Annotated in this window: 23 protein-coding genes; 11 read left to right on the forward strand and 12 right to left on the reverse strand. The window is 71.2% G+C overall.

Annotated features, from left to right (window positions below; genetic code table 11):
- Positions 1-85 precede the first annotated feature (85 nt).
- Positions 86-1,432, reverse strand: coding sequence for a cation:dicarboxylase symporter family transporter (locus AB0B33_RS12715; RefSeq protein WP_360770282.1), 1,347 nt, complete (start codon positions 1,430-1,432; stop codon positions 86-88).
- A gap of 150 nt (positions 1,433-1,582) precedes the next feature.
- Between AB0B33_RS12715 and AB0B33_RS12720 the strand changes: the two genes are divergently transcribed.
- From AB0B33_RS12720 to AB0B33_RS12730, 3 genes are all read left to right on the forward strand, one after another.
- The gene (locus AB0B33_RS12720; RefSeq protein ID WP_360770285.1) at positions 1,583-3,157 is read left to right on the forward strand and encodes a sensor histidine kinase; all 1,575 of its coding nucleotides are present in this window, start codon (positions 1,583-1,585) and stop codon (positions 3,155-3,157) included.
- Positions 3,154-3,822: a response regulator gene (locus AB0B33_RS12725; protein ID WP_125312370.1), complete on the forward strand. Its 669-nt coding sequence runs from the start codon at positions 3,154-3,156 to the stop codon at positions 3,820-3,822. Before AB0B33_RS12720 ends, AB0B33_RS12725 begins: the two co-directional genes overlap by 4 nt.
- Positions 3,823-4,325: 503 nt before the next feature.
- Positions 4,326-6,074: a M64 family metallopeptidase gene (locus AB0B33_RS12730; RefSeq protein ID WP_360770287.1), complete on the forward strand. Its 1,749-nt coding sequence runs from the start codon at positions 4,326-4,328 to the stop codon at positions 6,072-6,074.
- Here the strand turns inward: AB0B33_RS12730 and AB0B33_RS12735 are convergent, their stop codons facing one another.
- Genes AB0B33_RS12735 through AB0B33_RS12770 form a run of 8 tightly spaced genes read right to left on the reverse strand, consistent with a single transcriptional unit; the run spans position 6,075 to position 16,017 of the window.
- The gene (locus AB0B33_RS12735) at positions 6,075-7,448 is read right to left on the reverse strand and encodes a beta-N-acetylhexosaminidase (protein WP_360770290.1); all 1,374 of its coding nucleotides are present in this window, start codon (positions 7,446-7,448) and stop codon (positions 6,075-6,077) included.
- Between the two features lies 1 nt (position 7,449).
- Positions 7,450-8,304: a carbohydrate ABC transporter permease gene (locus AB0B33_RS12740; protein ID WP_360770293.1), complete on the reverse strand. Its 855-nt coding sequence runs from the start codon at positions 8,302-8,304 to the stop codon at positions 7,450-7,452.
- Entirely contained in the window at positions 8,295-9,239 is a 945-nt protein-coding gene (locus tag AB0B33_RS12745; protein ID WP_360770396.1) for a sugar ABC transporter permease, read from the reverse strand. The genes AB0B33_RS12740 and AB0B33_RS12745 overlap by 10 nt, the downstream gene beginning before the upstream one ends.
- Before the next feature lie 2 nt (positions 9,240-9,241).
- Positions 9,242-10,525, reverse strand: coding sequence for an extracellular solute-binding protein (locus AB0B33_RS12750; protein WP_247021476.1), 1,284 nt, complete (start codon positions 10,523-10,525; stop codon positions 9,242-9,244).
- 28 nt (positions 10,526-10,553) lie between these two features.
- On the reverse strand, positions 10,554-11,681 hold the full coding sequence (locus tag AB0B33_RS12755) for a lactonase family protein (RefSeq protein WP_360770297.1): 1,128 nt from the start codon (positions 11,679-11,681) through the stop codon (positions 10,554-10,556).
- Positions 11,682-11,729: 48 nt separating this feature from the next.
- Positions 11,730-13,118 carry a gluconate:H+ symporter gene (locus AB0B33_RS12760; protein ID WP_360770300.1) on the reverse strand — a complete coding sequence of 463 codons (1,389 nt, stop codon included), beginning with the start codon at positions 13,116-13,118 and terminating at the stop codon, positions 11,730-11,732.
- Entirely contained in the window at positions 13,115-14,710 is a 1,596-nt protein-coding gene (locus AB0B33_RS12765; RefSeq protein ID WP_360770303.1) for a D-aminoacylase, read from the reverse strand. Before AB0B33_RS12765 ends, AB0B33_RS12760 begins: the two co-directional genes overlap by 4 nt.
- Positions 14,710-16,017, reverse strand: coding sequence for an amino acid deaminase (locus AB0B33_RS12770; RefSeq protein ID WP_360770306.1), 1,308 nt, complete (start codon positions 16,015-16,017; stop codon positions 14,710-14,712). The genes AB0B33_RS12765 and AB0B33_RS12770 overlap by 1 nt, the downstream gene beginning before the upstream one ends.
- 112 nt (positions 16,018-16,129) lie before the next feature.
- Between AB0B33_RS12770 and AB0B33_RS12775 the strand changes: the two genes are divergently transcribed.
- Genes AB0B33_RS12775 through AB0B33_RS12785 form a run of 3 tightly spaced genes read left to right on the forward strand, consistent with a single transcriptional unit; the run spans position 16,130 to position 18,242 of the window.
- The gene (locus AB0B33_RS12775) at positions 16,130-17,104 is read left to right on the forward strand and encodes a sugar kinase (RefSeq protein WP_360770309.1); all 975 of its coding nucleotides are present in this window, start codon (positions 16,130-16,132) and stop codon (positions 17,102-17,104) included.
- Complete coding sequence (locus AB0B33_RS12780; protein ID WP_247021487.1) at positions 17,101-17,859, forward strand: IclR family transcriptional regulator; 759 nt, start codon at positions 17,101-17,103, stop codon at positions 17,857-17,859. Before AB0B33_RS12775 ends, AB0B33_RS12780 begins: the two co-directional genes overlap by 4 nt.
- On the forward strand, positions 17,859-18,242 hold the full coding sequence (locus AB0B33_RS12785; RefSeq protein ID WP_354819661.1) for a RidA family protein: 384 nt from the start codon (positions 17,859-17,861) through the stop codon (positions 18,240-18,242). Before AB0B33_RS12780 ends, AB0B33_RS12785 begins: the two co-directional genes overlap by 1 nt.
- A gap of 37 nt (positions 18,243-18,279) precedes the next feature.
- Here the strand turns inward: AB0B33_RS12785 and AB0B33_RS12790 are convergent, their stop codons facing one another.
- From AB0B33_RS12790 to AB0B33_RS12800, 3 genes are all read right to left on the reverse strand, one after another.
- Positions 18,280-19,278: a 1-aminocyclopropane-1-carboxylate deaminase gene (locus AB0B33_RS12790; RefSeq protein ID WP_360770313.1), complete on the reverse strand. Its 999-nt coding sequence runs from the start codon at positions 19,276-19,278 to the stop codon at positions 18,280-18,282.
- Complete coding sequence (locus tag AB0B33_RS12795; RefSeq protein WP_360770316.1) at positions 19,275-19,910, reverse strand: GntR family transcriptional regulator; 636 nt, start codon at positions 19,908-19,910, stop codon at positions 19,275-19,277. The genes AB0B33_RS12790 and AB0B33_RS12795 overlap by 4 nt, the downstream gene beginning before the upstream one ends.
- 625 nt (positions 19,911-20,535) lie before the next feature.
- On the reverse strand, positions 20,536-20,889 hold the full coding sequence (locus AB0B33_RS12800) for a DUF1844 domain-containing protein (RefSeq protein WP_247021495.1): 354 nt from the start codon (positions 20,887-20,889) through the stop codon (positions 20,536-20,538).
- 200 nt (positions 20,890-21,089) lie between these two features.
- Between AB0B33_RS12800 and infC the strand changes: the two genes are divergently transcribed.
- The 5 genes from infC to AB0B33_RS12825 all read left to right on the forward strand — a co-directional run bounded on the left by infC (position 21,090) and on the right by AB0B33_RS12825 (position 24,103).
- Positions 21,090-21,707 carry a translation initiation factor IF-3 gene (gene infC / locus AB0B33_RS12805; RefSeq protein ID WP_247021497.1) on the forward strand — a complete coding sequence of 206 codons (618 nt, stop codon included), beginning with the start codon at positions 21,090-21,092 and terminating at the stop codon, positions 21,705-21,707.
- A gap of 68 nt (positions 21,708-21,775) precedes the next feature.
- Positions 21,776-21,970: a 50S ribosomal protein L35 gene (rpmI, locus tag AB0B33_RS12810; protein ID WP_086672342.1), complete on the forward strand. Its 195-nt coding sequence runs from the start codon at positions 21,776-21,778 to the stop codon at positions 21,968-21,970.
- A 68-nt stretch (positions 21,971-22,038) separates the two neighbouring features.
- On the forward strand, positions 22,039-22,413 hold the full coding sequence (rplT, locus tag AB0B33_RS12815; RefSeq protein WP_247021499.1) for a 50S ribosomal protein L20: 375 nt from the start codon (positions 22,039-22,041) through the stop codon (positions 22,411-22,413).
- A complete protein-coding gene (locus tag AB0B33_RS12820) occupies positions 22,410-23,225 on the forward strand; it encodes an RNA methyltransferase (protein WP_360770399.1) in 816 nt (271 codons plus the stop codon). Before rplT ends, AB0B33_RS12820 begins: the two co-directional genes overlap by 4 nt.
- A gap of 44 nt (positions 23,226-23,269) precedes the next feature.
- Entirely contained in the window at positions 23,270-24,103 is an 834-nt protein-coding gene (locus AB0B33_RS12825) for a DUF6159 family protein (protein WP_360770320.1), read from the forward strand.
- Positions 24,104-24,109 lie beyond the last annotated feature (6 nt).

Consider the following 24,109-nt stretch of genomic DNA (forward strand, 5'->3'; position numbering starts at 1 on the left):
GCCGCTGCGCGAGGTCGGGGAGACTCGCGCAGCGGCCCGTCGTGGCTCGTGCTCAGCGGGGGCGTGAGCACGAACGTCGGGGGTGCTACCGCACCGTGGCGTCCGCTGGCTCCGGCTCCCGCTCTTCGTCGACCATCGTGGATTCGTCGAAGGGTGCCTGCCCGGCGAACACGCGCCGGGCCTGTTCGCGGTCGAACTCCTTCGTCCAGTTTCCGATGAGGACGGTCGCGACGGCGTTGCCGGCGAAGTTCGTCAGCGCGCGGGCCTCGGACATGAACCGGTCGATGCCCAGGATGAAGCCGACGCCGTTGACCAGTTCCGGCCGGTGCGACTGCAGGCCGCTGGCCAGGGTCGCGATGCCGGAGCCGGACACGCCCGCGGCGCCCTTCGACGCGATGATCATGAAGACCAGCAGGCCGATCTGCGCGCCGATCGACAGCGGTTCGTCCTGCGCCGCGGCGATGAACAGCGTCGCCATGGTCAGGTAGATCGCGGTGCCGTCGAGGTTGAACGAGTAGCCGGTGGGCACGGTGATGCCGACGACGGACTTGTCGACGCCGAGGTGCTCCATCTTCGCGATCAGCCGCGGCAATGCCGACTCCGACGACGACGTCGAGAGGATCAGCAGGAATTCGCGGCCGAGGTAGCGCAGCAGCTTCAGGATGCTGACGCGGGCGCCCAGCCACAGCACCAGCCCGAGGACCACGAACACGAACACCAGGCAGGTCGCGTAGAACCCGATCATGATCACCGCGAGGCTCTTCAACGCGGCCCAGCCGGTCGCGCCGACCACCGCCGCGATGGCGCCGAACGCGCCGATCGGGGCGGCCCACATGATCATCGCCAGGATCCGGAAGACCAGCTTCTGCAGGTGCTCGACACCGCGCAGGATCGGGGCGCCCTTCGGGCCCAGCTTCTGCAGCGCGAACCCGACGAGCAGCGCGACGAGCAGCGTCTGCAGCACTTCGCCTTCGGTGAAGGCGGAAACGAGCGTCTTCGGGATGATGCCGAGCAGGAAGTCGACCGGGCCTTCGGCGCCACCGGCGGACTTCTGGACGCTCTTCACGTCGGCCGGGTTCAGGTGCAGGCCGGTGCCGGGGTGCAGCAGGTTGCCCACGACCAGCCCGATGGCGAGGGCGAACGTCGACATGATGATGAAGTAGAACAACGCCATCACCCCGACCTTGCCGACCTTGGCCGCCTTCGCGACCGAGCCGACGCCGATGACGATGGTGCAGAAGATGATCGGCGTGATCATCATCTTGATCAGGTTGACGAAGCCGTCGCCGAGGGGCTTGAGGCCCTTGGCGAAGCCCGGGAAGAGGAAGCCCACCAGGATCCCGAGCAGGACCGCGACGATCACGGCCAGGTACAGGTAGTGGGTCTTGTCCCGCTTGCGCGGGGTCTCCTCGGTGGTCGGTGGGGTCGGCACCGTTGCCTCCAGCTCAGGGGTGTTCCAGGTTGCGGCACACTGTAGGCGCACTTCGGTGACCCGGCTCACTTGTGTTCATTGAGTTCGCGCGCACCGTCCCGTTCGGACACCGGGGCGCGCGTGTGCTGGTATGAGGAGGTGCCCCCGACGATGCGGTCCCGCTGGAGCCTGGCCCGTCAGCTGCTCGTGCTGCAGCTGGTGGTGCTCTGCGTGCTGGCCGGCGCCGGGATCACGTTCGCCTACCTCGACGCGTCCCGCGCGGTCGACGAAAACGCGCGCGACCAGGTCCGCGCGATCGCCTCGACGGTGGCCGACGCGCCGACCGTCGTCGCCGCGGTCGGCACGCCGGACCCGAGCGCGACGCTGCAGCCGTTCGCGCTGCGCGTGCAGGGCGACACCCACGTCGACTTCATCACGATCATGAGCCCGGCCGGGATCCGGTACACGCACCCGAATCCGGCGCTGATCGGCCAGCACTACATCGGCACCATCGAGCAGGCGCAGCGGGGCGAAGAGCTCACCGAGACCTACACCGGCTCGCTCGGCCCGTCGGTGCGCACGGTCGTGCCGGTCTTCGACGCCGGCCACCGGGTGGTGGCGCTGGTCGCGGTCGGGATCACCGTCGCGGCCATCTCGGCCGAGCTGCGCGAACGGCTGTGGCCGCTGTTCGGCGTGGCCGGCGCGGTGCTGCTGGTGGGCGCGCTCGGCGGCTGGCTGATCAGCGCCCGGCTGCGGCGCCAGACCCGCGGCGTCGCGCCGGACGAGCTGAGCAACCTGTTCGAGTACCACGAAGCCGTGCTGCACTCGGTGCGCGAAGGCGTGCTGCTGGTCGGCCGCGACGGGCGGATCGGGCTTTGCAACGACGGCGCGCGCACGCTGCTGGGCCTCGACAGCGACCCGGTCGGGCGCGAGCTGGCCGCGCTGGGCCTGCCCGCCGAACTCGCCGAAGCCTTCAGCTCTTCGGAAAACCGCGCGGAAGAACTGCACCTGACCGACGCCCGCGTCCTGCTGGTCAGCACGACCGCCGTCCGCTCGGGCGGCCGCGCGCAGGGCACCGTCGTCGTGCTGCGCGACCACACGGAACTGCAGACGCTGACCGGGGAACTGACCACCGCGCGCGGTCTCGCGGAGGCGTTGCGGTCGCAGGCGCACGAGGCGGCGAACCGGCTGCACACGGTCGTTTCCCTGGTGGAGATCGGCAAACCCGAGCAGGCGGTGGAGTTCGCGACCGCCGAGCTGGCGCTGGCGCAGGAGCTGACCGACCGGGTCGTCGGCGCCGTCGCCGAGCCGGTGCTCGCCGCGCTGCTGCTGGGAAAGGCGGCCGAGGCGAGCGAGCGCGGGGTCGAGCTGACCGTCACCCCGGACACCGTGATCGACGACCTCTCGCTCGGCGTCGCCGCCCGCGACCTGGTGACCATCCTCGGCAACCTGATCGACAACGGCCTCGACGCGGCGGTGCGCGGCAACGGACACCCGAAGGTCGTCGTCACGGCGCGCACCGAGGAGGACGGCTTGCTGCTGCGCGTGGCCGACACCGGGCCCGGCGTCCCCGACGACGCCGACGTGTTCCGCCGCGGCTGGTCGACGAAGGCGGAGGACGGCCACGGCCTCGGCCTGGCACTGGTCGGGCAGGCGGTCCGCCGCTACGGCGGTACGGTCGACGTCGGACGGGACGGCGGCGCGGTGTTCACCGTGCGCCTCCCGCGGCAGGAGGCGGACCGGTGATCCGGGTGCTGGTGGTGGAGGACGAGCCGGTCGCGGCCGAAGCGCACCGCGTGTACGTCGAACGGCTCCCCGGCTTTTCGGTGGCCGGCGTGGTCCATTCCGGCGGCGACGCCCTGCGCTTCTGCGAGCGCGAGCCGGTCGACCTGGTGCTGCTGGACTTCTACCTCCCCGACACGCACGGCTTGGCGGTGTGCCGATCGCTGCGCGCGGCCGGCCTCCCGATCGACGTCATCGCGGTGACGTCGGCCCGCGACCTCGGCCTGGTGAAGGCGGCGGTGTCGGTCGGGGTGGTGCAGTACCTGCTCAAGCCGTTCACGTTCGCGACCCTGCGCGAGAAGCTGGAGCGCTACGCGGAGTTCCGCGACGCCTCCGGCGAGGTGACCGGCCAGGCGGAGATCGACCGCGCGCTGGGCGCGTTGCGCACGACGGAGCAGCCGCCACTGCCGAAGGGCATGAGCGTCCAGACCCTGGAGGCGATCCAGGACGCGCTGTCCGGAGCGGCGGAGGGCCTTTCGGCAGGAGCGGCGGCGAGCGCGATCGGCGCTTCGCGCGTGACGGCCCGGCGGTACCTGGAGTACCTGGCGGACAACGGAATGGCCCACCGCGAGCCCCACTACGGCCAGGTCGGGCGCCCGGAGGTCTGGTACCGCCTGACGAGGGTGTGAGCTACCGGACGAGCGGAGGTCGAACGCGGCGGGCGCGACGGGTGTCCAGCTGTTGCGCCGATCCGCCCGGAGCAGGTAGCGCACGACTTCCGAGTCGCGAGGAACGTGAAGACCGAGTGGGGGACAGGTCCAGCTCCGCCGGCCGGGTCTGGCCGTGGCCCTGCTTCGCGACCAGCACCATGACGTCGCCTTCACCGGTGCCCGTCAGGGTGCACGTGCGGGCCGTGCCACTGACGCCGGCGATCGGGACGGCGGGCTGGGCGCAGTCTTTCGTCCGCGAGGTCGGCCACCCCAGGGGAACGGGCACGCGGAGCCGACCACGCCCGGCGAACGCGGCGGTGGGGGCGCGCCGGACGTCGGCACCGGCATTCCCCCTCGAAACCCCATACCCGTCAGCCCAGTCGCGTATAACGACCTATACCGCGAGCCTCCGACTTCCGGCGGTTCCGGCGGCGCGGTCCGTGCGGTAGACCGGGAAGATCACCGACCAGGGGAGTGCCGCCATGCGGAAGTGGGCCGGGATCGTCGCAGCCGCGATCATGGTGCTGGGGATCGCCACCCCGGCACAGGCCGGCGAACCCGCCGGCAGCGTCACCGACGTCCAGGTGACCGGGCCGGTCTCGCAGCGGTTCAACCTCGTCGTCCTCGGGGACGGTTACACCGCCGCCGAACAGCCCAAGTTCTTCGCCGACGTCCAGCGGCACGTCAGCACGCTCTGGTCGCTCGAGCCGTTCAAGTCCTACCGCAGCTACTTCAACGTCTTCGCCGTCTCCATCGCCTCGCCCGAGTCCGGTGTGGACTGTGACCCCTCGCTCGACGCGCCGAAGAAGAACACCCCGCTGGACATGGGTTTCTGGGGCGGGTGCAACGCGCAGAGCGTGCAGCGCCTGCTCACCGTCGACGACGCCGCCGCGCAGCGGTACGCCGACCTCGTGCCCGGTACCGGCCCGGCGAACCGGCAGATCCTGGCGCTGGGCAACAGCAGCACCTACGGCGGCGCGGGTGGTTCGTACGCGACGGCGTCGGGCGGGAACGCCTTGTCCGCGCTCATCTCGCCGCACGAACTGGGCCACTCGCTCGGCGGCCTCGACGACGAGTACGACTACTACGCCCGCAACGTCCCGGGCGGCGCGTACGAAGGCGGCGAGCCCGACTCGGTCCACCACACCCTGCTGACCGAGAAGCAGCTGCGCGACCAGCACGCGAAGTGGTGGCGCTGGCTCGGCGAGCCGAGCGAGTCCGGCGGCTCGATCGGCCGCTTCGAAGGCGGCCTGTACACGCAGACCGGCGTGTGGCGCCCGAGCAAGCACTCGATGATGAAGACCCTCGGCTACGACTTCGACCAGGTCGGCCGCGAGCGGATGACGCAGCGGATCGCGGCGAAGGTCCCGCTCGTCAGCGGCGGCACGCCGGCCGGGACGATCGGCGCCGACCGGGTCGTGTGGCTGCGGACGATGCACCCCGTCGACCACCGCCTCGACGTCCGCTGGACCCTCGACGGCGTCGCGCTGCGGGGCGGCGAAGCGGTCGACCTCCGGCAGGCGCACGTGAAGCCGGGCAAGCACACGCTGACGGCGACGGTCACCGATCCGACGCCGTTCGTCCGCGACCCGGCCGTCCGGCCCTCGGCCACGCGCACCTGGACGGTGGACACCAGCGTGGTCACCCCGCCCGCGGGCGGCCCGGCGGTGGTCGCGTCGACCGCCACCGCGCAGCCGGTCGGCGGGCACGACGTCGTCTACGTCGAAACGGGCGAGCCGACCGGGTCGGTTCCCCAGGTCCGCTGGGCCCTCGACGGCAAGCCGGTCGCGACCGGGCCCGACTACGCGCTGAAGGAATCCCGTGGGACGCACCAGCTGACCGCGACGACCGGCGGCACGACGCTGACCTGGACGGTCGACGCGGCGGGCCCGACGACGACGGCCGAAGCACCGGCGGGCCAGGCGGTCCACGGCTCGTTCACGATGCGGCTGACGGCGTCCGACGGGATGCCGGAGTTCCGCGTCGACGGCGACGGCTGGCACAAGTACTACGGCTGGCCGACCGACCCGGACGCGCCGTACCTGTTCACCCCGCGCGGCACGGAGATCGACGGCCTGGCGTACGGCAACCTCGGCCCGGACGGCCTCACGGTGTCGCCGTTCACCGAACGCAAGCCGGGCTACGGCCGCCACCGCGTCGAGTACCGCTCGATCGACGCGGCGGGCAACACCGGCCCGACGCGCTCGTTCGAGGTGACGCTGCTGCCGTGATCAGCGGAGCCGGCCCGGCACCCCGGGCCGGGTCTGCCACGGGTGCGGTCCGGCGAGCGGCCGGTACTCGACGCCGAGCGCGTCGAGCCGGGGCAGGTGGTGGTCGCGCAGCCGCGGCAGGAATTCGGCGTAGTCCCGGGCCCCGGAGCTCCACGCGACCTCCGCGAACGCCGACAGCCGCGGGAACGCCATGTAGTCCACGCGCCGGACGGTGTCGAGGTGCTCGCTCCACACCTGCGCCTGCACGCCGCGCAGGCGCGGGCCGGTGAGGGCCGGCTCGTACGCGTAGACATCCTCCAGCGTGTGCACCGCGCCGACCGGGATCGGCTCGTCCGGGTGCTCGGCCTGGCGGTGGTCGAGGTAGACGTGCTGCTCCGGGCACATCACGACGTCGTGGCCGGCTTCGGCCGCGCGCAGGCCCGCGGCCTCGTGCTGCCACGAGCCGATCACCATCGGGGGGAGGCCGTCGATGTCGAGGACCTCGTCCCAGCCCATCGGCGTCCGGCCGCGGGCCGTCAGGTGCTCGGCCAGCAGGCGGACGAACTCGCGGTGCTCGTCGGTCGCGCCCGGCGTCTCGTCGCCGCCCAGCGCGACCACCGACGACGGGAAGACCTCCAGCAGGTAGTCGAACACCGTCCGGAAGAAGTCCAAAGTGGACTCCGATGGCGACAGCAGCGAAGTGCTGATGCCCCAGGAGGTCCAGATCTCGTACGACGACTCGGTGCCCAGCGCCGGATACGCGGCCAGCGCCGCCCGCGCGTGGCCCGGGATGTCGATCTCGGGCACCACTGTGATGGCTCGTGCGGCCGCGTAGGCGACGATCTCCCGCAGGTCGTCGCCGGTGTAGAAGCCGCCGTGCGGACGCCCGTCCTGCGGGCCCCCGCTGCCCTGCATCGACGACGGCCGCCAGCCGCCCACCGACGTCAGCTCCGGGTACTCCGGCACCTCGAAGCGCCAGCCCTGGTCGTCGGTGAGGTGCAGGTTCAGCACGTTCAGCTTGTGCGCGGCCAGCAGGTCGACGAACCGGAGCACCTCGGCCTTGGTCCGGAAGTGCCGGGCGACGTCGAGCAGGCAGCCGCGCCAGCCGAACCGCGGGTGGTCTTCCACCACCCCGCAGGGCAGGGAAAGCCCGGTTTCCAGCGAAGCGGCGCGGAACGCGTCCGGCCCGGCGAGCTGGCGCAGGGTCTGCCGTCCGTAGAACTCCCCGGCCGCGTCGGCGCACGACAGCACGACGCCGGACGGCGAGATCTCCAGCCGGTAGCCCTCCGCCGGCAGGTCGGCGCCGCGAACGTCCACAAGGGACGGCCAGGGGCACGAACCGGGAGCGGGCGTGACCGAAACCGGCCGGGGGAGCAGGGTGTCGAAGGAAGACATGTCAGCCCTTCACGGCGCCGGCCATGCCGGACACCAGCCGTCGCTGGACGAGGACGAAGAACACGAGCACCGGGATGGTCATCAACGTCGAGGACGCCATCACCGCGCCCCAGTCGGTGTCCTCCGGCTTGAAGAACACCAGGATCGCCTGCGGCAGCGTCTGGTTCTCGGTCTTGGAGATGATGAACGTCTTGGCGAACAGGAAGTCGTTCCAGGCGTGGATGAACGCGAGCACGCTCACCGCGACCAGCCCGGGCGCCACCAGGGGGAACAGGATCTGCCAGGTGAACCGCACTCGCGACGCACCATCGAGCTTCGCCGCCTCTTCGAGCTCCACCGGTACCGCGGCCACGAACCCGCGCAGCATCCAGATCGCGAACGGCAGGCTGAACGCCAGGTGCACCAGCACCAGCGAACCCAGCTCGTTGAGCCCGAACGCCGGCACCGCGCCGCCGATCTGGCGCATCAGGAAGAACAGCGGGATGGTCAGCGCCTCCACCGGCACCATCTGCGCGACGAGCGTCATCACCAGCAGCACGGTCCGGCCCTTGAACGAGAACCGCGTCAGCGCGACCGCCGAAAGGAACGACAGCAGCAGCGACAGCACCACGACGACCAGGGCCACGAGCAGGCTGTTGAGGAAGAAGCGCCCGAAGCCCGAAACCGTGAGCACGCGCGAGAAGCTGTCGAACGACGGGCTGAACGTCCACGGCTTCGGGTTCGCCGACTGGATCTCGCCCGGCGGTTTCACCGCCGAGAGCAGCATCCAGTACAGCGGGAACGCGATCAGCCCGGCGATGACGATCGTGACGGCCTCGGCGATCAGCCGGCCGGGGCGGCGAACGGCTAGAGCCATGCCGCGCTCCGGCGCTGCGACCGGACGTACAGCCCGGTGATCGACAGCAGCAACACCGTCATCACGACTCCGATCGCCGACCCGAGGCCGTATTCCTGCCCGGCGAAGGCCTGTTGGTAGGCGTAGACGTTGAGCACGAGGTTGCGCCCGGCCACGCCGCCGCCGTTGGTCATCACGTAGATCTGGGTGAACACCTTGAAGTCCCAGATGATCGACTGGACGGTCGCGATCATCAGCAGCGGCCGCACCATCGGCAGCACGATCGACCAGCTGGTGCGCCACACCGACGCGCCGTCGAGCGACGCGGCCTCGAGCACCTCGTCCGGCACGCCCTTGATCCCCGCGTACATCGTGACCAGCACGAACGGGAACGAGCACCAGACGACCTCGGCGGCGACCAGGCCGAACGCGCCCAGCGTGCCGAACGTCCACGAGTGGTGCTCGAACGGCAGCCCGAGCCCGGTCAGCACCTCGTTGACCAGGCCGAAGTCGGTGTCGAAGAGGAACAGCCAGACGTAGGAGCCCGCGATCGCCGGTGTCGACCACGCGCCCAGCGCGGCCAGGAACAGCAGCGTCCGGGGCAGCGAGCGCACGCGGCTCGCCAGCACCGCGAGCCCGGTGCCGACGACGAGCGAACCGGCGACGCAGGCCGCGGCGAACCCGACCGTCTTGCCCAGCACGGTCCAGAACTGCGCCTGGGACAGCAGGTCCGCGTAGTTCGCGAAGCCGAGGAACACCAGCGGCGCGTTGCCCGCGGCCTGCGGCTGGCCGTAGTCGTAGAACGAGATCAGGACCAGCTGGTAGATCGGGTAGGCCAGCATCGCGGCGAGCAGGATGCCCGCCGGGGCGAGGTAGAGCGCGGCGGCCCGGCCGTCCCCCTTCCGCCGCGGCTTGCGCGCGGGTGCCGTGACGGGAGGGGCGTCTTGGACGACCACCACTAGCCGAAGGCCTTGTCCATCGCGGCCGCGGCGTCGGTGAGCGCCGCCGCCGGGTCCTTGCCGCCGGTCGCGATCTGCTGCACGGCGGTGGGGAGGACGTTCTGGCTGTCGATCTTCGACCACGCCGGCGTCGCCGGGACGAACTTGGTGCCCGACTTCAGGGTTTCGACGAACGGCTTGAGGAACGGGTCGTTCGCGGCGAGCTTCTGCTGCACGGTGCTCAGCGTCGGCAGGTTCCCCATCGCGGTGTACATCTTCTCCTGGTACTTCGCGCCGCCGAGCAGCTCGATGAACTCCAGCGCCAGGCCGCGGTGCTTGCTCGCGTTGAAGACGCCCAGCAGGTTGCCGCCGGCGAACGCGGGGGCGATGCTGCCCGCCGTGGCGCCCGGCAGCGGGACGACGGCGTACTTGCCCTTCGCCACACCCTGGTCGACGGCCTTGCGGTTGAAGTCGCCGCCGATGGTCATGCCGGCCTTGCCGCCCGCGAACGCCGTGACGCTCTGCGTGCCGGTGAGGTTCGCGCACTGCGCGGGCGGGCAGACGTCGTCCTTGAGCAGGCTCGCGTACTGCGCGACGCCGGTCTTCGCCTTCTCCTCGGTCACGGCCGACTTCCACTTGCCGCCGTCGTCCTTCGCGAGCTCGCCGCCGTTGGCCCAGAGGAACGGCAGCATCGCGTAGGTGTACTTGCCGCCGACGGAGATGCCGTAGAGGTCCGGCTTGGCGGCGCGGATCCGGCGCGCGGTGTCGGTCAGCTCGGCCAGCGTCGCGGGCGGCTTCAGGCCCAGCTCGGTGAAGACGTCCGTGCGGTAGTACAACGCGCGGATGCCGGTGTACCAGGGCAGGCCGTAGGTCTTGCCGCCGGACTTCGCGGTGTCGAGCACGGTCGGGATGAGGTCCTTGCCCTCGCCCCACGACGCGAGGTCGCCGGTCAGGTCGGCGAGCGCGCCGGTGGCGGCGTAGCTGGAGACGTCGGTGTTGCCGAACTCGGCGACGTCCGGCGCGTTGTTCGGGTCGTTGAAGGCGCCGGAGAACTTGTCCGCGCGGCCTTCGACCGGCACCCACTGGACGTCGACCTCGACGCCTTGGTGCGCGGCCTTGAACTCGGTGATGGCTTCCTCGACCGCGGCCTCCTTCGGCGCGCGGTTGGCCTCGTCGAAGAGCCAGACGCGGACGGTGCCGGTCTTTTCGTCCCCGCCGCTGCCCGCGGGCGCGGACTGGGTGGGCGCGCAGCCGGCCAGCAGGGCGACCGCGGCGAAAACGGGCAGGGTGCGGCGCAGTCTCATGAGGATCCTCCAGTGCGACCTGAACAGTTCAGGCGAAATAGACGGAGTTGACGCTGCCGACGGCGAGCGAGCCGGCGACCGCACCGGGCAGGCCGGTGGCCGGGTCGCGGGGCAGCCAGGTGACGGTGCCGGAGCGCTGGTTCGAGACGTAGAACCAGTTTTCGCCGGGGTCGAGGGCCACGTGCCGCGGCCAGTTACCCCCGGTCGGCACCGTGGACACGAGCTTCAGCGACGCGCCGTCGACGGCGAACGTCGCGAGGGTGTTGGGGCCGCGGACGGTGGCGTAGGCGAACTTCCCGTCCTTCGACAGGGTGATCTCGCCCGGGTACCGCTCGCCGGTGCTTCCGGCGGGCACGGCCGGGACGACGGAAAGGACCTTCAGCGTGCCGGTTTCGGCGTCCCAGCTCGTCACCGTGACCTCCGGGCGCAGCTCCTGCAGGACGTAGGCGAACTTCCCGGTCCGGTCGAACGCGAGGTGCCGCGGCCCGGCGCCGGCGGGCAGCTTCAGCTGCTGGTGCAGGGAAAGCTTCCCGGTGGCGACGTCGAGGGAGTAGACGTACACGGAGTCGGCGCCGAGGTCGACCGACAGCACCCAGCGGCCGGTCGGGTCGTTGACGACCTGGTGCGCGTGCGCCTGCCCGGAATCGGCCTGGTGCGTCACGAGATCCGTGGCCGCGCCGAGCTTCCCGCCGGCCAGGATCGGCAGCACGACGACGCTGCCCGAGCTGTAGTTCGCGGCCAGCACGTACTTCTGGCTCGCATGCACGCTCAGGTGCGTCGGCGCGCCGCCCTTGGACGAAACCTTGTTGAGCAGCTTGGGTTTCGTGGCGTCGGCGACGCTCAGCGCCGAGACGTACCCGGCCGGGTCGCCTTCGTTGGTGACGTACAGCGTCTTGCCGTCGGCACTGCGGTCGAACCACGACGTGTCGGTGATCCCGGGGATCGTGCGGACGGGCCCGAGCGCGGCGCCCGTCCGGCTCGAGACGTCGAGGCCGTGCCCGTTCGCCCCGCTGGTGTAGCTGCCGATGTACACGGTCCCCCCGACGATACAGCCCTTCGAAGTGGTGTCCGCAGCGGCGAACTGCGCACCGAGAACGGTCGCGGCACTCGCCCCCGCGGCGGCACCGAGGAACGTACGACGGGAAAGTCCGGTCATCGTCTTTGTCTCCCAACGGTTCGGGCGGCGGCTTTCCTCCAGTATGGTCTAGACCACGGCCATGAGCAATGCCGAAACCGCGAAACCGGAAACGGAAAGCACGGTTTCCAGTGCGGTCCACGACTTCAGCGTCTGCACCACGCTCATGTTGAAGTAGCGCGAAACGATCCAGAACCCGCCGTCGTTGACGTGCGAGGCGATGATCGACCCGGCGGAGATCGCCATGACGAGCAGGGCCAGCTGCACCTGCGAATACCCGAGCTGGGCGACGGTGGGGGCGATGATCCCGCTCGTGGTCACGATCGCGACCGTCGCCGAACCCTGCGCGATGCGCATGCCGCAGCTGATGACGTACGCCGCGAGCAGCACCGGCAGGCCCGCGTCGTGCAGCGAGTCGGCGACGGCCTTGCCGATCCCGGTCGCCGAGAGCACCGCGCCGAAGAACGCGCCCGCGCCGACGACCAGCAGGATCATCGCGACCGGCCGCAGCGACTTCGACGCCAGTTCGTTGAGGTCCTTGCCGGTGAACCCGCGCCGCAGCCCGAGCAGCCAGGACGCGAGCAGCACGGCGACGGTCAGCGCGACGGCGGGCGTGCCGATGAACGCGGCGACCCCGGCGAGCGCGGAGCCCTTCGGCAGCCAGATGCTCCCGAAGGTACCGGCGAGGATCAGCACCAGCGGCACCGCGATGATCGAGCCGACCAGCGCCAGCGACGGCACGTCTTCCTCTTCTTCGCCTTCCTCTTCGGCGACGATCATTTCGGCGGGCACCCCGACGTCGATGCGCTTGCCGATCCAGGTCGCGTAGAGCACGCCGCCGATGAGGAATGCGGGGATGCCGCAGGCCAGGCCCATGAGGATGATCCAGCCCAGCTCGACGTGCAGCAGCCCGGCCGCCGCCACCGGGCCCGGGTGCGGCGGCAGGAAGGCGTGCGTGATCGACAGGCCGGCGATCAGCGGCATCGCGTAGAGCACCAGCGAGCGCTTTCCCTGCTTCGCGGCGACGTACACCAGCGGCGCCAGCACGAAGATGCCGATGTCGAAGAACACCGGGATGCCGAAGATGAACCCGGCGACACCCATCGCCAGCGGCGCCCGCTTTTCACCGAAGCCCCGCAGCAGGGCCCCGGTGAGCACCTTCGCGCCGCCGGAGCGTTCCAGGATCGACCCGAGCAGCGTGCCGAGCCCGATGATCGCCGTGATGTGCCCGAGGATGCTGCCGAAACCCTTTTCCAGCAAGGAGTCCGACGACTTCTGCGCGGTGCCGACGATCGTGCCGACCGGCAGTCCCGCGGCCAGTGCGGTGAGCAGGCCGACCACGATCAGCGCGATGAACGGCTCGATCTTGAGCTTGACGATCAGCAGCAGCAGGACGGCGATCGAGACGGCGGCGAGCGTCAGCAGGCCGCCCGTGGTGTGTTGCAGCCAGTGGATCATCGGGCTCTCCGGGGGTTGCGCAGGGAGTGTCCGGCGAGGGCGCCGGTGGGACGGCCGTCGTCGAGGGCGGCGACGCCGTTGACGTACACGTGCGTGAGGCCCGCGGCGGCCTGCCGCGGGTCGTCGAAGGTGGCGGTGTCGGTGATCGTTTCGGGGTCGAACAGCACCAGGTCGGCGGCGTACCCGGCGCGGACCAGCCCGCGGTCGGTCAGCCGCAGCCGGCGCGCGGCCCGCCCGGTCAGGTGGGCGACGCACTCGGCGAGGTCGAGCACGCCCAGTTCGCGGACGTAGCGGGCGAGGTAGCGGGGGAACGTGCCCCACGCGCGCGGGTGCGGCCGGGTGCCGACGAGGAGGCCGTCGCTGCCGCCGGTGTGCGTGCGGTGCCGCATGATCGCCTGGACGTTCTCCTCGTGCCCGACGTGCATCAGGCACGACGTCCCGAGCTTCTCGTCCAGCAGCGTGTCGAAGTACAGCTTCGCCGGTTCGGTGCCCTGGGTGCGGGCGGAGGCGGCGACGCTGTGCCCGACCAGGTGGGCGTTGTGCTCGTTGCGGACGCCGTTGACTTCGATGGCGTCCCAGTCGATCGGGACGCCGTGCGCACCGTCCGAACCGGACTCCTCGATCTCGGCGCGGATCCGCTCGCGTTCATCCACATCGGACAACCGGGCCAGGGTGGCGTCGAGCCCGCCTTCGGTGGCCCAGCTCGGCAGCAGCGCGCTCAGGTACGTCGCGCCCGGGAGGTACGGGTAGGTGTCGAGGCTGATGTCGCAGCCGTCGTCGAGCGCGTCGTCCAGGAGCTTCAGCAGGTCGGGTGCCTTGCCCTTGTTGACCGAGAAGTTCATCGTGGCGTGCGCGAGGTGCAGCGGGCAGCCGGAGCGGCGCGAGACGTCGATCATCTCGGCGAACGCCGCCAGCGCGCCCTTGCCGTAGCTGCGGTGGTGCGGGCTGTAGAACCCGCCCAGCTCGCCGACCACCCGGCACAGCTCGACCAGCTCGCTCGTCTCGGCGTACATGCCCGGCGTGTAGGTCAGGCCGGAGGACATCCCCATCGCGCCCTCGGCCAGGCCGGTGGCGACGAGCTCCTTCATCCGGGCCAGTTCGGCGTCGGTGGCGGGCCGGTCGGCCCAGCCGACGGCGAGCATCCGGACCGTGCCCTGCGGCACGAGGTAGGCGGCGTTGACGGCGATGCCCCGGTCGAGCCGGTCGAGGTACTCGCCGACCGAGCGCCAGTTCCAGTCGAACCCCGCCGGGTCGTCGTTCCAGCCCGCGAGCTGCTGCCGGAGCGCTTCGAGCACGGCGTCGTCGACGGGCGCGTAGGAGAGCCCGTCCTGGCCGAGCACCTCGGTCGTGACGCCCTGGGTGATCTTCGCCGGGTGCTCGGGGTTGGCCAGCAGCTGCAGGTCGGAGTGCGAATGCATGTCGATGAAGCCGGGCGCGAGCACGAGCCCGTCGGCGTCGATGTGCCGGCGTCCGGCCAGGGAGCCCGCCTCGGCGACGCTCGCGATCTTGCCGCCGGTGAGCCCGACGTCGTGGCGGGTGAGTGGGTCGCCGGTGCCGTCGGCGACCAGCGCGTTCTTGATGACGACGTCCATCAGAACCACGTCCGGACGAGGTCGACGACGGTTTCGCCGTCGGCCGCCGTCACCGGCAGCAGCGGCCACTTGTCGAACACCGTGCACGGGTGCGAGAGGCCGAGCCCGATCCAGTCGCCGACCTCGACCGGCGACCCAGGCGGCAGCGTGAGGAACGCGTGCTGGTCGTTCATCTTCGCGACGACGTGCCCGTCGAGGGGCTCGGCCGGGCCGCCGGGCGTCCGGCGCAGCTGCGGCTCGGGCATGCCCTCGTCGAAGGACGCGTCGCGCTTGCCGATGGTGAGCAGCGCGAGCTCGTCCGACGGCTTCGACGTCACCTGCGCCCAGGCCCGCAGCGCCGGGCGGAACGACTCGACGCCGTCGATGCGCGGGTGGTCGCCGAGCGGGGAGATCTCGCGGTAGAAGCCGTCGTCGTGGGTGAGGTAGGCGCCGCTGCGCAGCACCGGCAGCACGTCGAGGCCGGCCGGCCACGGCTTGGTCAGCTCGTTCGCCACCTGGTCGAAGTACGCGCTGCCGCCGGCGGTGACGATGATCTGCCCGTCGAGGAGTCCCTTGTCCGCGAAGGCGATCGCGAGGTCGCGCAGACCGTCCACATAGGAGCTGATCTTGGCGAGCGCGGCTTCGTCGGTGCCGTGCGAGAGCGCGCCCTCGTAGCCGCCGGTGCCGCGCAGCCGCAGCACGGGGCTGGCGTCGACCGCTTCGGCGACGGCCCAGGCGGTCGCGGAGTCGCGAACGCCGGTGCGGCCGCCGTCGGCACCGAGTTCGAGGAGGACGTCCACCGGCCGCTCGGTGCCTTCGAGGGCTTCGGTCATCAGCTCGACGCCGCGGACCGAGTCGACCCAGCAGACGAACTCGAAGCCCGGGTCCGCGGCCAGCTCGGCGGCCAGCCAGCGCAGGCCGGCCGGGTCGAGGAGCTGGTTGGCCAGCAGGATCCGCGAGACGCCGAAGGCGCGGTAGACCCGGAGGTGCCCGGCGTTCGCGCAGGTCACGCCCCACGCGCCGTGCTCGATCTGGCGCGCGAACAGCTGCGGTGCCATGGTCGTCTTGCCGTGCGGGGCGAGCACGACGCCGCGTGCGGCGCACCAGGCGGCCATCGTCCGCAGGTTGTGCTCGAGAGCGTCGTCGTCTAGCACGACGAAGGGCGCGAAGAACCCGTCGGCGAAGAGGTTGAGCCTGCGTTCCGCGGCTTCTTCCAGGGTCAGCCCGGTCAGGGCGGGGGCGGCGGAGCGGAACCGCCAGTCGACGCGCTCCTGGCGGAGGGCGTCGAGCGCGGCGGTGTTCATGGTGCAGGCGGCGGGTGAGTTCATCGGCGGCGACCTCTGTTGCGTATGTTGCAACGACTGTTGCGCATTTTGAGTGCCATAGGTGTAGCATCCGGGTCGCCACAGGTCAACGGGGTGAAGGGCAGGGAGACGGACAGTGACGAGCGGGCCCGAGGTGTTGTGTGTCGGCGAGTCGATGGCGCTGTTCGTGCCCGCCGAGCCCGGCCCGCCGGACGAGGTCAAGCAGTGGGTGCGCACCATCGGTGGCGCCGAATCGAACGTGGCCTGCAACCTGCCGACGCTGGGGGTGCGCAGCGGCTGGGTGAGCGCGGTCGGTGACGACCCGTTCGGCCGGGCACTGCTGCGCGAGGTCGAATCCCACGGCGTCGACGTCAGCGCGTGCACGGTCGACCCGGCGCGCCCGACCGGGCTGTACATCAAGGAAAGCGGCGCCGGCGGCAGCCCGGTGCGCTACTACCGCTCCGGCTCGGCCGCGTCCGGGATGGGCCCGTCGCTGCTGGAGCGGCTCGACCTCGGCGGCGTCCGCGTGCTCCACCTGTCCGGCATCACGCCGGCGCTGTCCGACAGCTGCCTCGCGCTCGTGCGCGCGCTGCTGGACATGCCCCGCGGCGACCGGCTGATCTCGTTCGACGTCAACTTCCGCCCCGCGCTCTGGACCGGCCGCGACCCGAGCCTGCTCGCGGAGCTGGCCGCGCGGGCCGACATCGTGCTGACCGGCGACGACGAGGCCCAGCGCGTGTGGGGGACCGGCGACCCGGCCGAGCTGCGCGCCCTCCTGCCGGGCCCGCGCACGCTCGTCGTCAAGCACGGCGAGCGCGGCGCGACCCTGGTCGAAGGCGAACCGCTGTTCTCGCCGGCGCTGCGGGTCGACGTCGTCGAGCCGGTCGGCGCCGGGGACGCGTTCGCCGCCGGCTTCCTCGCCGCGACCCTGCGCGGCGCCGAGCCCTTGGCCCGCTTGCGCCAAGGGCACCTGCAGGCCGCCGCGACGCTGCTCACCCACGACGACGTCGGGGTGCCGCTGCCGCGCGAGGTGGTGGATAGCCTGCTCCAGGCGGATCCGGACGAGTGGAGTTCGGCCCGGCTGACCGGAGAGGGCGTGGTGCGCACGTGAGCCAGAGCTTGGACCGCGCGTTGACCCTGCTGGGGTCGATCGCGAAGGATGCGCGCACCCTCGACGACCTCGCCGACGAGATCGGCGTGCACAAGTCGACGGTGCTGCGGCTGCTGCGCACCCTCGAACAGCACCACTTCGTCCGCCGCGAAGGCGCCCGGTACTACCGGCTGGGCAGCGCGATGTTCGACCTGGCCAACCAGGCGCTCGACTCGATCGACGTCCGGCGCAGCGCCCAGCCCGCGCTCGCCGCGCTCAACGCGCGCACCGGCCACACCGTGCACCTGGCCAGCTACGACGACGGCGAAGTCGTCTACATCGACAAGTACGAGGGCCGCCACTCGGTGCGGATGTACTCGCGCGTCGGCAAGCGCGCGCCGCTGCACTGCACGGCGGTGGGGAAGGTGCTGGTCGCCGCGATGCCCGCGGCCCGGCGCGAGGAGATCGCGCGGTCGATCGAGTACCGGGTGCTGACCCCGAACACGATCACCACGCCGTCGGACTTCCTGGCGGAGCTGGAGCGCGTGGCGCACCTCGGTTACGCCGTAGACAACGCCGAGCACGAAGACTTCATCCACTGCATCGCCGCCCCGGTCCGCGGCGCCGACGGCGAGGTGCTCGCCGCGGCGTCGATGTCGGTGCCGAAGGTGCTGCTCGACTACGAAGGCCTGCTCGCCCTGGTCCCGGACCTGCGGGCGGCGACGCACGAAGCTTCCGTCCACAGTGGATGGACGGGGAACGGAAAGGGGCACTGATGAGCAAGACGGCAGTTTCCACCGAGAACGCGCCGAAGCCGCCGGCGAAGTTCTCGCAGGCCGTCCGCAAGGGGAACCTGCTGCAGGTCGCCGGCCAGGTCGCGTTCGACCCGGCCACCAACGAGATCGTCGGCGACGACGTCGTGGGCCAGACCCGGCAGACGTTCAAGAACATCGAGGCCGTGCTGGCGGAGGCGGGCTCGAGCCTGGCCGACGCGATCATGGTCCGCGTGTACCTGACCGACACGGCGCACTTCGCGCCGTTCAACGAGGTCTACAACGAGCTGATCGGTGACGCCCCGCACGCCGCGCGCACGACGGTGTACGTCGGCCTCCCGGGCGAGCTGCTCGTCGAGATCGACGTGCTCTGCGTGCTGGACTGAGCCTTCGGTGGGCCGGGATCGCTCCCGGCCCACCGGTTCAGCCGAGGACACTCGTGTAGCCGTTGAGCGCGGGCTGCCCGCCGAGGTGGGCGTAGAGGACGTTGGAGTCGCTCCCGATCTCGCCGCGGCCGACGAGGTCGATGAGTCCCGCCATGGACTTGCCCTCGTACACCGGGTCGGTGATCATGCCTTCCAGCCGGGCGCACGTCTCGATCGCGTCCACAGTGGACTTGTCGGGGATGCCGTAGATCCCGGCGTGGTAGCGGTCGTCCAGCTCGACGTCGGCGATCTGGCCGGCGCCGATCAGGTCCGCGGTGTTCCGCGCGATCCGGGTGATCTGCTCGCGGGTCTCGGCCGGCTTCGCGGAGCCGTCGATGCCGAGGATCCGCCGCGGCTTGCCGCTCAGCGCCGTCCCCGCGACCATCCCACCCTGCGTGCTGCCGGTGACCGAGCAGACGATCACCGTGTCGAAGAAGACGCCGAGTTCTTCTTCTTGTTCCTCGAGTTCGACGATCCAGTTCGCGAAGCCCAGCCCGCCGAGCCGGTGGTCCGAGGCACCCGCCGGGATGGCGTACGGCTTCCCGCCGTGCTCTTCGATCTCGGCGACCGCGTCTTCCCACGCCTCCTTGAAGCCGATGCCGAAGCCGGCCTGGACGAGCCGGACGTCCGCGCCGAGGATGCGCGAGAGCTGGATGTTGCCGACCTTGTCGTACAGCGGGTCGTGCCAGTCGACCCAGCTTTCCTGCACCAGCACGGCCTTGAGCCCGGCCCGCGCCGCGGCGGCCGCGACCTGCCGCGTGTGGTTGGACTGGACGCCGCCGATCGAGACGAGGGTGTCGGCGCCTTCCTTCAGGGCGTCCGCGACGAGGTATTCGAGCTTGCGGGTCTTGTTGCCACCGTAGGCGAGACCGGAGTTCACGTCCTCACGCTTCGCCCAGACCTTCGCGCCGCCGAGGTGGGCGGTGAGGCGCTCGAGCGGGTGCACCGGCGACGGGCCGAACAACAGCGGGTAGCGGGGGAAGTCGGCGAGGGTCATCGGTCCTCCAGCAGATCGGTCCAGATGGTCGAGATCACGGAAACGGCGGTGGCGGGGTCGCGGGCTTCGAGCGCGTCGATGAGCTTCGTGTGGCGCAGGACGGAGTTCCAGGCGAGCGCCGAGCTGAACCGCGCGTGTTCGAGCCGGCGCAGCAGGGGGGTGTAGCGGTCGAGGGTCGCGGCGACGGCGGCATTGCCGGCCAGCCGAACGGGGATGTCGTGGAGTTCGTCGTCCGCCTTGACCGCCGCTTTGACGTCACCGGCCTCGATGGCTTTCGCGAAGCGATCGTTGGCGGCGCGCATGGCGGCGACGTCTTCCGGACGGCACTTCGCGGCGGCCTGCCGGACGGCGAACTCGTGCAGCACCCGGACGATCTCCCTCGCGTCGAGGACGTCGGGGGACATGACCTCGGAGACGCGGGTGTAGCTCTGCGGCTTCGAGTCGACGAGACGTTCTTCGGCCAGGCGGCGGAGGGCTTCGCGGACGGGCGCCTTGGAGAGCCCGAGCTGCTCGGCGAGGTCGCCGTCGCGCAGGGGGGCGCCGGGTGGGAGGGACCCGTCCACGATGGCTTGCCGGATGTGGTCGTATGCCTCGTCGCGCAGGAGCGGGCGGGTGACCTTCGGAAGACTCACATCTAACATGTTAGATGTCAGAGTCGCGGCGGGGAAGGCCTGGTCGGGTGAACTGCGAGCCGTCTTACTTCTTCAGGTCGCTGCGGACGCGCCAGTGGCGTTGTTCCGCTTCGGCGTTCGCGGGCGCCCGGCGGCGCGACCAGCTGGAAGGTTACGGATCCGCGTCGCGGACGGTGATCCCGACTCCGTGGGGGAGGAGGGTGGCGCCCGCTCAGTCCGCGGGCGGGTCCGGCTCGTACGGCGAGCATGGCCGGCGTGGCGCAGCCAAGGCTGGAGGCGGAGTCCGGGGCCCCTTTTCGCCGCGGGCGGGTCCGGCCTGTGCTTCAGGGGTTGGTGCGGCGAGGCCTCGAGTGTGCCCGGCGGCGAGCAGGGCCGGCGCGGTTCGGCTGGAGGCGGGGGCCGGCGCCTCTTCTCGCTGCGGGCGGGTCCGGCCTGTGCTTCGGGGGTTGGTGCGGCAAGACCTCAAGCGGGGGCCCTGGCGCAGCCCTGGCTTCGGGTAGAGCTTGGCCCGTGTCGTCCGCGGGCGGTCCGGGCCGCGCCGGAAACGCCCGAGCGGGCCCGGCGACGGCCGGCGTGTCCAAGCCGTAGCGCCCGGCCGGCGCACCGCACCGGCCGGGCCGTCGGCTCAGTAAACGGGGCCGGTGTACTTTTCCCCAGGACCCTGACCAGGGGGATCGGGCACGACCGAAGCCTCCCGGAAGGCCTTCTGCAGCGACTGCAGACCGTCCCGCAACGGGCCGGCGTGCAGGCCCAGGTACTCGGCGGACGCCGTCACCAGTCCGGCGAGCGCGGTGATCAGCCGGCGGGCCTCGTCGAGGTCGCGGTGCGGGGAGGTCTCCGGGTCGGCGTCGGCGAGGCCGAGCCGCTCGGCGCCGGCCGACAGCAGCATCACGGCCGCGCGGCTGATCACCTCCACGCTCGGGATCTCCTCGAGCTGCCGTTCGGAATAGGGGGGCTGTTCGGGGGGTTGTTCTGACACGTCTGGTACCCTTCCACGAGCGACCAGCCCCTGAGCGATCGGGGGCGGCAAGTGGAGCCCCGCTCCCACCCGCGTCACCGTTCAGGTGGCCGGGTCCGGTCTCGCCCGGACGTCAGTCCAGGGTGAAGAAGTGTCCTCCGGGGCACGATCGGAAACAGAGTGGGCCCCGCGCACCGAAAGGTGACCGGGGCCTTCGCTATGTGGGCACCAGGTCGAACGAGAACAGGAAACATTCCTCGGACCAAGGAGGCCCCATCAGCTCCGAGACACGCATCAACGACCGAATCCGGGTGCCGGAGGTCCGACTCGTCGGACCCGCCGGTGAACAGGTCGGCATCGTCCGGATAGAGGATGCGCTGCGCCTGGCGCAGGAGAACGATCTCGACCTCGTCGAGGTCGCGCCGCAGGCCCGCCCGCCGGTGTGCAAGCTCATGGACTTCGGCAAGTTCAAGTACGAGAGCGCGCAGAAGGCCCGCGAGTCGCGGCGCAACCAGCAGCTGACCGTCATCAAGGAACAGAAGCTGCGCCCCAAGATCGACCAGCACGACTACGAGACCAAGAAAGGTCACGTGTCGCGCTTCCTGGCGGCCGGCAACAAGGTCAAGGTCACGATCATGTTCCGCGGTCGCGAGCAGTCCCGGCCGGAGCTCGGCTACCGGCTGCTGCAGAAGCTCGCCGAAGACGTCACGGAGCTCGGCTTCGTCGAGTCGTCGGCCAAGCAGGACGGTCGCAACATGATCATGGTGCTGGCCCCGCACAAGAACGTGAAGCCGAAGGCGAAGGCCGAGGCGGTCCCCGAGCCGACTCCCGACGCGTAGGCGCCGACCAGCACGAGTCAGCGGCTCACCGGAATCTCCGGTGAGCCGCCGCACGAAAGAGGACTGAAATGCCGAAGATGAAGACCCACAGCGGTACGTCCAAGCGGATCCGCGTCACGGGCACGGGCAAGCTGCGCCGCCAGAAGGCCGGGCGCCGCCACCTCATGGAGAAGAAGTCGAACCGCCTCACCCGCCGGCTCGAGGGCACGACCGAGCTGGCGAAGACCGAGGCCGGCCGCGTCAAGCGCCTGCTCGGCATCTGATCCCGCAGAACTTGCTGTAACCACCCGGGGCGTTTCCCCTCGCCCCCTGAGATCGACAGGATGGACCCGTGGCACGCGTCAAGCGGGCGGTCAACGCCCAGAAGAAGCGTCGCGCAACTCTCGAACTGGCCAGCGGCTACCGCGGCCAGCGTTCGCGGCTGTACCGCAAGGCCAAGGAGCAGACGCTTCACTCGCTCAACTACGCCTACCGGGACCGCCGTGCCCGCAAGGGTGACTTCCGCCGCCTGTGGGTCACCCGCATCAACGCGGCCGCCCGCGAGAACGGCGTGACCTACAACCGGTTCATCCAGGGCATCAAGGCCGCGGGTGTCGAGGTCGACCGCAAGATCCTCGCGGACCTCGCCGTCAACGACGCCGCCGCCTTCACCGCGCTGGCCGAGCTCGCCAAGGCCAACGTGAACACCGAAGCGAAGTCGGCCTGACCGGCAGCTTTCCCCGGCCCGGGGCGGATCCGTTCACCGAACGGACCCCCCGGGTCGTTGCTGCGCGCAAGCTGACGCGGCGTGCGGAACGCGACAAGACCGGCCGCTTCCTGGCCGAAGGCGCCAACGCCGTCGAGGCCGCGCTCGAGCACGGCACCGTGCACGAGCTGTTCGTCACCGCCCGCGCGGCGGAGCAGCACGCGGACCTCCTCGAGACGGCCCGCGCGGCCGGCGTCGGGGTCTCGCCGATCACCGACCGCGCCGCCGACGGGCTGTCGGAAACCGTGACGCCCCAGGGCATCGTGGCCGTCTGCGCGCTGCTCGACCGTCCGCTCGAAGCGGCCGTGACGCCGGGCGCCCGGCTCGTCGTGGTGCTCGTGGACGTCGCCGACCCCGGCAACGCGGGCACGGTCATCCGCGTCGCCGACGCCGCGGGCGCCGACGCGGTCGTCCTGGCCGGCGACACCGTCGACCCGCACAACGGCAAGTGCGTCCGCGCCGCCGCCGGCAGCCTCTTCCACCTGCCGATCACGCGGGTCCGGGACGTGCCCGCCGCGCTGGCCGCCTGCTCGGCCGCGGGCCTGCGGACGTTCGCCGCCCACGGCTACGCCGACGCCGAACTCGATCGTGTGGATCTCACCGCCCCGACCGCCTGGGTCTTCGGCAACGAGGCCCACGGCCTGCCCGCCGACGTCCTCGAGCGCACCGACCTCGCGGTCCGGATCCCGCTGTACGGCAAGGCGGAGAGCCTCAACCTCGCCACCGCGGCGGCGGTCTGCGTCTACACGAGTGCGCTGGCGGCACACCGCTGACCAGCCGCTAGGCTCCGCCCGACCAGATCGTTCCGGGGGGATCCATGGGCAAGCTCGCTCGTTCGTACGCGTTGTTCACCGCTTCGGTGCGGGTGTTGCGCGCCCACCGGGGCTTGGCCTGGTTCCCGGTGCTGGCCGGCCTCGCCGGGCTGTTCGTCGCCGGGGTGTTCCTGACGCCGGCGTTCTTCCTCTCCCGCGTCGAGATCGCCGACGGCGGCCGCCCCACGGCCGGGTCGTGGGTGCTGCTCGCCGCGTTCTACGTCGCTTCGGCGTTCGTCGCGATCTTCTTCAACGCGGCGCTGATCACCCAGGCCGACGTCGCGCTCCGCGGCGGCGTCCCGGCGGTCGGGGCGGGCCTGGCCGCGGCCGCGCGCCGGTGGCCGGCGCTGCTCGGCTGGGCCGCCGTCTCCGCGACGGTCAGCCTGGTCCTGCGCGCGATCGAGGAGCGGCTCGGCTTCCTCGGCCAGTTCGTCGCCGGCCTGATCGGCCTGGCCTGGCGGCTCACGACGTTCCTCGTGCTGCCCGTCGTCGTGCTCGAGGGCGCGGGGGTGAAGGCCGGCGTCCGGCGGTCGGTGGAGCTGTTCCGCCGGACGTGGGGCGAGAACGTCGCCGGCGGCATCGGGATCGGCCTGATCGGCTTCATCCTGAGCCTGGCGGGCTACGCCGTGCTCGTGCTGGCCGGCTTCCTGCTCGGCGGCGGCCCGGCCACCGTCTTCGTCTGCCTCGGCCTCGCGCTCGTCTGGTCGGTGCTGGTGGCCGTCTTCACCTCGACGTTGTCCGGCATCTACCAGACCGCGCTGTACCGCTACGCCGCCGAGGGCGTGGTGGCCGGCGAGTTCGCGGACGCCGACTTCGCGGGGGTTTTCCCCGCGCGGTGAGCGGGT

It is taken from the genome of Amycolatopsis sp. NPDC049159, assembly GCF_040648295.1.
GTDB lineage: Bacteria > Actinomycetota > Actinomycetes > Mycobacteriales > Pseudonocardiaceae > Amycolatopsis > Amycolatopsis pretoriensis_A.